This is a genomic window from Porphyromonas levii (assembly GCF_018206105.1).
GTDB lineage: Bacteria > Bacteroidota > Bacteroidia > Bacteroidales > Porphyromonadaceae > Porphyromonas_A > Porphyromonas_A levii.
The window spans coordinates 24,177-32,039 of record NZ_JADRGN010000027.1 but is presented as its reverse complement, the minus strand read 5'-3'; the positions used below and the strand labels follow the sequence as shown (position 1 = coordinate 32,039).

The window sequence follows — 7,863 nt, the reverse complement described above, 5'->3', positions numbered from 1 at the left end:
ATAGCTTTTAGTCCATGTTTGGGATATGGTGATCTTGGTTCGTATTTCTAAACTGCTGAGAATGCTAATACCCACTAGCTTGATATGAAAATAGAGGTGACCTAGTTGTTACTAAGTCACCTCTATTATTTTATAGCTCAAGCTATTATGAGCGAGCTTGCTCTACGATAGCCTTGAAAGCCTCAGGATGATTCATTGCTAGGTCAGCAAGTACCTTGCGATTGATATCAATTCCCTTGTCTTTGAGCATTCCCATGAACTTGGAGTAGGATAGACCTTCCTCACGAACTGCAGCATTGATACGCTGAATCCATAGAGAGCGGAAACTACGCTTCTTGGCCTTACGGTCACGATAAGCATACTGCAGACCCTTCTCCCAAGTGTTCTTGGCTACCGTCCAAACGTTCTTACGTGCACCGTAATAGCCACGGGTCTTCTTTAGAATCTTCTTTCTCTTCGCTCTTGAAGCGACGTGATTTACTGATCTTGGCATTGTTCTAAAACTCTTTTGGGCGTGAGCGGCTTTGCTGTTAGGCTCGGCTCTTTGCGTTAGGCATACACACCCTGTTAAATAAATCTCTTACCTTGCTCTTTAGAATACATTCTCAACCAATTCCGAGCAGCTTCTTTACCTCACGCATATCTGTCTTGTGTACAAGTCCTGAGTTGGTTAGGTTTCTCTTCTGCTTCTTGGTCTTCTTAGTCAAGATATGACTCTTGAAAGCATGCTTGCGCTTGATTTTACCTGATCCGGTGAGAGTAAATCTCTTCTTAGCACCGGGATTAGTCTTCATCTTAGGCATTCCAGTCAATTATTAATTAGTTATCAAATACTTGGCCTTACTTATCCTCGTCATTGCCTTCGGGCTTTGATTGTGGCTTCGTCTCAGCCTTATTCTCCTTCTTCTTGCTACTCTGCTTCTTAGGAGAGAACATCATAATCATCCTCTTTCCCTCTAGCTTTGGCATTTGATCTACTTTAGCATAGTCCTCAAGATCTTGTGCAAAACGCAGAAGCAACAACTCCCCTTGATCTTTAAAGACAATCGAACGACCGCGGAAGAATACGAAAGCCTTCACCTTATTCCCCTCCTCGAGGAATCCCTTAGCATGACGGAGCTTAAACTCGTAGTCGTGGTCATCTGTCTGAGGTCCAAAACGTACCTCTTTTACAGTTACCTTTGCCTGCTTTGCCTTTTGCTCCTTAGCTTTCTTCTTCTGCTGGTACAGATACTTCTGATAGTCTAAGATCTTGCAGACTGGAGGCTCAGCATTTGGCGAAATCTCCACCAAGTCCAGCTCTAGCTCATCTGCTAAACGGCGAGCCTCTTGGATCGAATAGATTCCCTGCTCCACATTATCGCCAACAAGTCTCACTTCACGAGCGCGAATACGCTCATTGATTCTATCTTGTGGTTCAGTGGCTGTGTTATTTCCTTTCGAATTACGTCTGTTTATATTCCCCATTCAGTCTGTATCTAATTCTATCAGTCGTTATATGCCAGTAGTTGTATCGTTATTCTTACTTCGTCTCCTCGCTCGTCTCCTGTTCGTAGCGCCAAGCATTTACCTGCTCATCTACCTCTTTCAGCAAACGGTCTGCAAAGGTACCAATTTTTTCTGAACCTTGGTCGCCTTGTCCCTGAATTCTAACAGATACTGTACCTTCCTCGGCCTCTTTCTCACCTACGATAAGGAGGTAAGGAACACGCTTCAACTCGTTATCACGAATCTTACGCCCTATCTTTTCAGCTCTGTCATCTACAAATGCGCGGATATCACGGCGAGCCAATTCCTTGAGTACGCTATAAGCATAGTCATTGAAACGATCAGAGATTGGCAATATTGCCACCTGGTCGGGGGTGAGCCACAATGGGAACTTCCCTCCAGTATGCTCTATTAGCACTGCCACGAAGCGCTCCATCGAACCAAATGGAGCACGGTGAATCATCACTGGGCGGTGCTTCTGATTGTCCTCACCAGTATACTCCAGCTCAAATCGCTCTGGTAGATTGTAATCCACTTGGATAGTACCCAGCTGCCAGCGACGACCGAGAGCATCCTTAACCATAAAGTCAAGTTTAGGACCATAGAAAGCAGCTTCGCCTAGCTCTACACGGGTCTTGAGTCCTGTCTCTTCGCATGCCTCAATAATAGCCCGCTCAGCCCGCTCCCAGTTCTCATCCGAACCGATATACTTCGACTTATTCTCAGGGTCACGGAGTGATATCTGTGCCTCGTAATCTGTAAAGTTGAGCGCCTTAAAGATAATGAAGATAATATCCATCACCTTGATAAATTCCTCCTTTATCTGGTCGGGGCGACAGAATAAGTGCGCATCATCCTGAGTAAAGCCACGCACACGTGTGAGCCCATGAAGCTCTCCACTCTGCTCATAGCGATAGACCGTCCCGAATTCTGCTAGACGAACAGGCAAATCACGGTAGCTTCTAGGCTTAGTCTTGTAAATCTCACAGTGATGAGGGCAGTTCATAGGCTTCAGCATAAACTCCTCTCCCTCTTGTGGAGTGAGAATTGTACGGAATGCATCATCCTTGTACTTAGCGTAGTGTCCTGACGTCTTGTATAGATTGACATTACCGATATGTGGGGTAATCACCTGCTCATAGCCATATTGCTTCTGTATCTTCTTGAGATAGTCCTCCAGTTGGCTACGTAGCTGAGTACCACGAGGTAGCCACAATGGCAAACCAAGACCTACATTCTGTGAAAATGCAAATAGCTCTAGCTCTTTACCTATCTTACGGTGGTCACGCTGTTTAGCTTGCTCCAATAGATCAAGATACTCATCGAGCATCTTTTTCTTTGGGAAAGTGATACCATATATACGCGTTAGCTGCGGACGAGTAACATCGCCCCTCCAATATGCGCCAGCCACGCTAAGTAGCTTAATAGCTTTGATATTCTCCGTACTTGGCAAGTGAGGACCACGGCAAAGGTCTGTAAAGTTACCCTGAGTATAAGTGGTAATCGTACCATCCTCAAGGTCCTTAATCAATTCAACCTTATAGTTATCACCCTTCTGCTCCCAATAGTTCAGAGCCTCCTCCTTACTAATGCTCTTGCGGACTAAGTGCTCCTTACGAGCCACTAGCTCCTGCATCTTCTTCTCAATCGCTGGAAGGTCAGACTCCTTAATCTGTACCCCTTCGCCTGGATCTACGTCATAGTAAAAACCATTCTCGATGGCAGGACCAATACCGAACCTGATACCTGGATAAAGCTCTTGTAGTGCTTCCGCCATTAGGTGGGCACTTGTATGCCAAAAGGCATGCTTTGCCTCTTCATCCTCCCACTTATGGAGTTTCAGAGTCGCATCACCATCTATAGGACGCATTAAGTCTACCACACTACCATTCACAGTAGCTGCAAGCACCTCCTTCGCCAAGCGAGGACTAATGCTCTCTGCCACCTGCATAGCAGTTACGCCACGCTCATACTGCTTCTCTGAGCCATCAGGAAGCGTAATCGTAATCATATCTATACTCATATATAATATATGTCTTTTCTATAACTCTACAAAGATAATACAAATATCCCAATTCTCAGAGCTATAGCCGCGTAATAATGGGGCTACAGAAGCCAAACTATTAAGAAAGTCCCCTTCGGAGAGAATGACTTTCCAAAGAGGACTTTATGATAATACAAGTATGGTTGTATCAGCTTAGAAGTTCAAGTTGTTCTCTACCTCTGCTGCCAACTCCTCATCAATAAGTACACGACCGCAATACTCACAAGCGATAATCTTCTTGTGGCTACGCACATCGATAACCCTCTGTGGTGGGATAAGATTGAAACAGCCTGAGCATGCGTTACGTTCTATAGGAGCAACCGCAAGACCATTGTGGGTGGACTTTCTAGTACGCTTAAAAGCAGTAAGCAAACGAGGGTCAATTACCTCCTCTAGCTCTTTAGCTTTCATACGGAGCTTCTCCTCTTCCGACTTGGTATCAGCAATGATATCGTCTAGCTCCTTTTTCTTGCTATCATGGATACTCTGCACCTCTGCAGTCTCCGCCTTGAGAGCTTCGATATCCTCTGCTACGTATTTCGAATCCTCCTTATACTCGCGAATAGCCTTTTCATACTTTAGCACATCGAGGTCTAGGTTTTCCAACTCCTTAGAGATGGCCTCAAACTCCTTATCATTTCGTATGTTTTCGAGGTGCTTCTTGTACTTCTCAATCATCCCATTTGCAGTACGAATATTCTCATTCGCCTGATCCTCATTACGCTTATTGCGAGCAATCTGCTCCTCGAAGCGCTCCATACGAGTCTTCTTACCCTCAATCTCATCTGCCAATTCCTGCACCTCGAGCGGCAATTCGCCTCTCATCGTACGGATTCGGTCAATCTCTGAGGAGACCACCTGCAACTGGTAGAGGGCTGTGAGGCGCTCCTCTACGGATATTTCCTTTGGATTCTCTTCTTTCTTCTTCGCCATAGCTTTTATCCACGTTATTCAGACGTAATGCACTGGGTTGGCACACGTCTTCGCATTATAGATTGCAAAGTTACCTCTTTTTTCAGACATAATACTAATGAGTATATCCTTAGTCAATAATTCTGACTCGAAGTGCCCAATAGTCATCAGGGTAACCAGTCCTTCAGCATCATAGTAGTCGTTGTATTTTGCTTCTCCTGTGATAAACACGTCAGCACCAGATTGTGCAGCTTTCTTCATTAAAAAGTTCCCACTTCCACCACAATAAGCAATCCTTCGCACTCGCTCTTTGAGCACCTGGCTATGGGCTACATGGGTAATCGGCTGAAAGCGCTTCATAAGGAAGATTAACTCTCCTATTGTCACTGGATAGGGCAAATTCCCTATCACCCCGCTTCCTATCTCAGGGTTATTTTGCTGTGGTTCGAGTATCTGAATATCAGTAAGACCCATTTGATGTGCCCAATATACATTGACGCCCTCATCGTCATTGTCCAAGCTAGTATGGGAGGCATAAACTACAATATCGTGTTTGATAGCCATCATCAGACACTTATTGATGTAATAGTCTGGTGTGATAGACTTCGTAGCCCTGAATAGTGCTGGGTGGTGGGTTACAATAAGATTACACCCCATCTTAATTGCTTCATCTATAACCGCCTCTGTGGTATCTATAGCCACAAGTACACCAGATATCTCTTGCGAAGTATCACCGCATTGTATCCCACTATTGTCAAAGTCCTCTTGTTGGTCCAGAGGCACACGCTCTTCTAAGTAGTCAAGTAGTTCTCGTATTTTCATCAGTTTATCTTCCTATTATTAAGTTCTTCAGCATACGCTCTAGCATTCTTCATGTGCTCGCTATAAGTCTCAGCAAATGCATGGTAGCCACTAAAGTCTGCCTTAGCACACATATATATATAATGGTGCTCCTCTGCATTGAGTACACCATCAATGGCTTCCGCCGATGGTATACGGATAGGTCCTTTGGGTAGCCCTACCACCTGATACGTATTGTACGGACTATCTACTCTTAGGTGTTCTTGGCGAATACGACGCAGACCGAAGTCTTTGAGCGCGAACTTGACTGTCGGATCGGCTTGCAACCTCATCCCCATTCGTAGCCTATTAAGGTACAGACCAGCAATCATCGGATATTCATCCACCTTAGAACTCTCTTCCTGCACTATAGCAGCAAGATTAATAACCTCATAGGGAGTGAGCCCTATCGCTTCCGCCTTAGATCTTCGGTCTGAGCTCCAAAACGCCTTACTCTCCTCTGCCATTCGCTTCACTAGTTTCTCCGGAGTGATGTCCCAATAGATCTCATAAGTATTGGGGTGCAAGTAGTAGACAAGCGTAGTGTCTGGTATCCCTAGTGAATGCACCAATGCGCTATCATTCATAGCTCGAGCGATAGATAGACTATCTGCCAAAAGGAGCTTATCCATCCGTGCATATATTTGCTCCGGAAGACGGGAAGAATTGAAGTAGAAATTGATAGGTGTCTGCATTCCATACACGAGTCTATTATATAGAGCGCGGACAGTCATATTAGGTTCAATAGTGTATGCACCTACTATTGGCTGACCCTTAGCCCTATGCTTCAGTTGCCACTTAAGATCCCAGAGGAGGGGAGCTTCAGTGCGTTCCGATATGGAGTCGCAAACCATTCCCCAGTCCATACCAGGGTACACGTATAACCTTGCAGGTAGCTCTCCTCCAATATTAAAGCCCGATTTGTAAGCAAACCTATAACCCAAATAAAAGATGGCAGCACCACTTACGAGAAGTAGTGCCACCATAGTCCAAAGGGTTATCTTTATTCCCTTTTTCATCCGAATACTTTTACAATTTCAAGAAACCGAACATTCCCCCACCACTTTTCTTGGTGTCCTCTTCCTCCTTTTTCCCTGCTGCGGCCTCCTCAATGCTTGCCTTGGTCTTCAGTAAATGGGTATTCTGAGGCTCCACTTCTAAGCCTTGGTTCGCAGCATCAAGGGCGCGCTCATAGTCCTTAATCCTCAGATAGCTCTGTGCAGCCTTGTTGAGGTAGAAGACATACTGAGCTAGGTCTCCATTGCTTCCACTCTCAGTGATGATATCCTCTACAACATCGATATGCTTGTCATAATCACCAAGAGCAAAGTAAATATTCTCAAGGCTAAACTTCGTACTAGACTTATCCGGCAATTCATTCTTATGCTTCTCGATAAATTCTAGTCCTCTCTTCTTGATTAGCTCCTTTTGTTCTTCATCCCGCTCCTGGGCATGCAGAGAAATGAATACTTGGGCTATTTCCTTGATGCAATTTACCTTGCGCACTCCCTTCTCTAGGCATTCATTGTAGAGCTTGAGCGCCTTTGCATAATCTCTCTGCTCTAGAGCTCTTCGAGCCTGCGAATAGAGCGCATCGTACTGAGACGATTCTATGATACCATTCTCCTCCAAGAGGTCATTGAGCGTATCGAGCATCTTTTGACCACTTCCCCCATTTGGGAAAGCATCCGTAATATTTTGAAGTACTAGCTTGGCACGCAAGAAGTCATCCTCCGATACCAATTCCATAGCAATCTCTATTACTCGCTCAATCGTTTGAGAGAGAAGGATGCACTTTGCTGTAGCCCCCTTGTGATTGCGTCCACGCTGATAAACGACCTGAATACCCTCACCCGACTCATTTTTGAGCTCAGGATCGACAATATCACCTCTATTGTAGAAATAGCGCTCCCCTGTCTGCATATCGTCTATAAATCCAAATTGATAGGTCGGCTTAAGCTCCACGATAGCACCAATTGCTGGCACTACAGACTGAAGATCATCTTCCGAGAGCTTAATCTCCTCGAAGGCTTGCTTCATGGCGTCCTTAATCTGATGCGACTTCTTACGCTCCTCCTCCATCCTTTTCCATGAATTAGCAAGAGCGGGATCACGCTGAGTCAGAAACTCCAGTGGAATCCTATCACCTGGCTTGTATTGCTTAAACTTTGGCTTTTCTGGGCGCTCTTGCTTGGCATTTTTAACCGAGTAATCTTGGTATCGTGACTGTGGATTGAAACTTCTATTAGTCCAAGCGTCACTGCTCTTACTACCTGCACGAAACTCAGGATTACGATCGTTATAATTAAGGTTTTTACCGGGTTTGCGTACAGACTCTTTAGAGAAACTATCAATAGCATCCTCCTTAACGCCAATAATATTACCATCCTCCGTTTCGATAACAATAAACGCATCGTTGATACTGAGGATACGTCCGCCCACTTCTTGCCCCTTTTGGGAGATATAAATGGTGTCTCCCTCACCAAATACTGTTTTAATAAACTCAATCATAATTACATTGCTCTTCAAAGAGATTTTCCACTACTTATATAAGTACCTCTAAGCATTATAGGGGAATA

At 44.8% G+C, this 7,863-nt stretch carries 8 protein-coding genes; all 8 read right to left on the bottom strand.

Translation table 11 applies throughout. The features are described 5' to 3' along the window. Positions 1-145: 145 nt before the first annotated feature. Positions 146-493: a 50S ribosomal protein L20 gene (gene rplT, locus IX315_RS06735; RefSeq protein ID WP_018357581.1), complete on the bottom strand. Its 348-nt coding sequence runs from the start codon at positions 491-493 to the stop codon at positions 146-148. A gap of 112 nt (positions 494-605) precedes the next feature. Beyond that, positions 606-803, bottom strand: a complete 198-nt coding sequence (gene rpmI / locus IX315_RS06730; RefSeq protein ID WP_018357582.1) for a 50S ribosomal protein L35 — start codon at positions 801-803, stop codon at positions 606-608. 37 nt (positions 804-840) lie between these two features. Then, positions 841-1,467: a translation initiation factor IF-3 gene (gene infC, locus IX315_RS06725; RefSeq protein WP_018357583.1), complete on the bottom strand. Its 627-nt coding sequence runs from the start codon at positions 1,465-1,467 to the stop codon at positions 841-843. 55 nt (positions 1,468-1,522) lie between these two features. Further along, a complete protein-coding gene (thrS, locus tag IX315_RS06720) occupies positions 1,523-3,499 on the bottom strand; it encodes a threonine--tRNA ligase (protein WP_026215532.1) in 1,977 nt (658 codons plus the stop codon). A gap of 186 nt (positions 3,500-3,685) precedes the next feature. Next, positions 3,686-4,465 carry a zinc ribbon domain-containing protein gene (locus IX315_RS06715; protein WP_018357585.1) on the bottom strand — a complete coding sequence of 260 codons (780 nt, stop codon included), beginning with the start codon at positions 4,463-4,465 and terminating at the stop codon, positions 3,686-3,688. An 18-nt stretch (positions 4,466-4,483) separates the two neighbouring features. Further along, positions 4,484-5,266, bottom strand: a complete 783-nt coding sequence (locus IX315_RS06710; RefSeq protein WP_018357586.1) for a Nif3-like dinuclear metal center hexameric protein — start codon at positions 5,264-5,266, stop codon at positions 4,484-4,486. Beyond that, on the bottom strand, positions 5,266-6,303 hold the full coding sequence (gene mltG, locus IX315_RS06705; RefSeq protein ID WP_026215533.1) for an endolytic transglycosylase MltG: 1,038 nt from the start codon (positions 6,301-6,303) through the stop codon (positions 5,266-5,268). Before mltG ends, IX315_RS06710 begins: the two co-directional genes overlap by 1 nt. A 10-nt stretch (positions 6,304-6,313) precedes the next feature. Next, entirely contained in the window at positions 6,314-7,795 is a 1,482-nt protein-coding gene (locus IX315_RS06700; RefSeq protein WP_018357588.1) for a tetratricopeptide repeat protein, read from the bottom strand. Positions 7,796-7,863: the final 68 nt, after the last annotated feature.

Bases quoted from the DNA above. Each gene is read 5' to 3' on its own strand.
- rpmI (WP_018357582.1), bottom strand. From the start codon at position 803: ATGCCTAAGATGAAGACTAATCCCGGTGCTAAGAAGAGATTTACTCTC.
- mltG (WP_026215533.1), bottom strand. From the start codon at position 6,303: ATGAAAAAGGGAATAAAGATAACCCTTTGGACTATGGTGGCACTACTT.
- IX315_RS06715 (WP_018357585.1), bottom strand. From the start codon at position 4,465: ATGGCGAAGAAGAAAGAAGAGAATCCAAAGGAAATATCCGTAGAGGAG.
- IX315_RS06710 (WP_018357586.1), bottom strand. From the start codon at position 5,266: ATGAAAATACGAGAACTACTTGACTACTTAGAAGAGCGTGTGCCTCTG.
- thrS (WP_026215532.1), bottom strand. From the start codon at position 3,499: ATGATTACGATTACGCTTCCTGATGGCTCAGAGAAGCAGTATGAGCGT.
- rplT (WP_018357581.1), bottom strand. From the start codon at position 493: ATGCCAAGATCAGTAAATCACGTCGCTTCAAGAGCGAAGAGAAAGAAG.
- infC (WP_018357583.1), bottom strand. From the start codon at position 1,467: ATGGGGAATATAAACAGACGTAATTCGAAAGGAAATAACACAGCCACT.
- IX315_RS06700 (WP_018357588.1), bottom strand. From the start codon at position 7,795: ATGATTGAGTTTATTAAAACAGTATTTGGTGAGGGAGACACCATTTAT.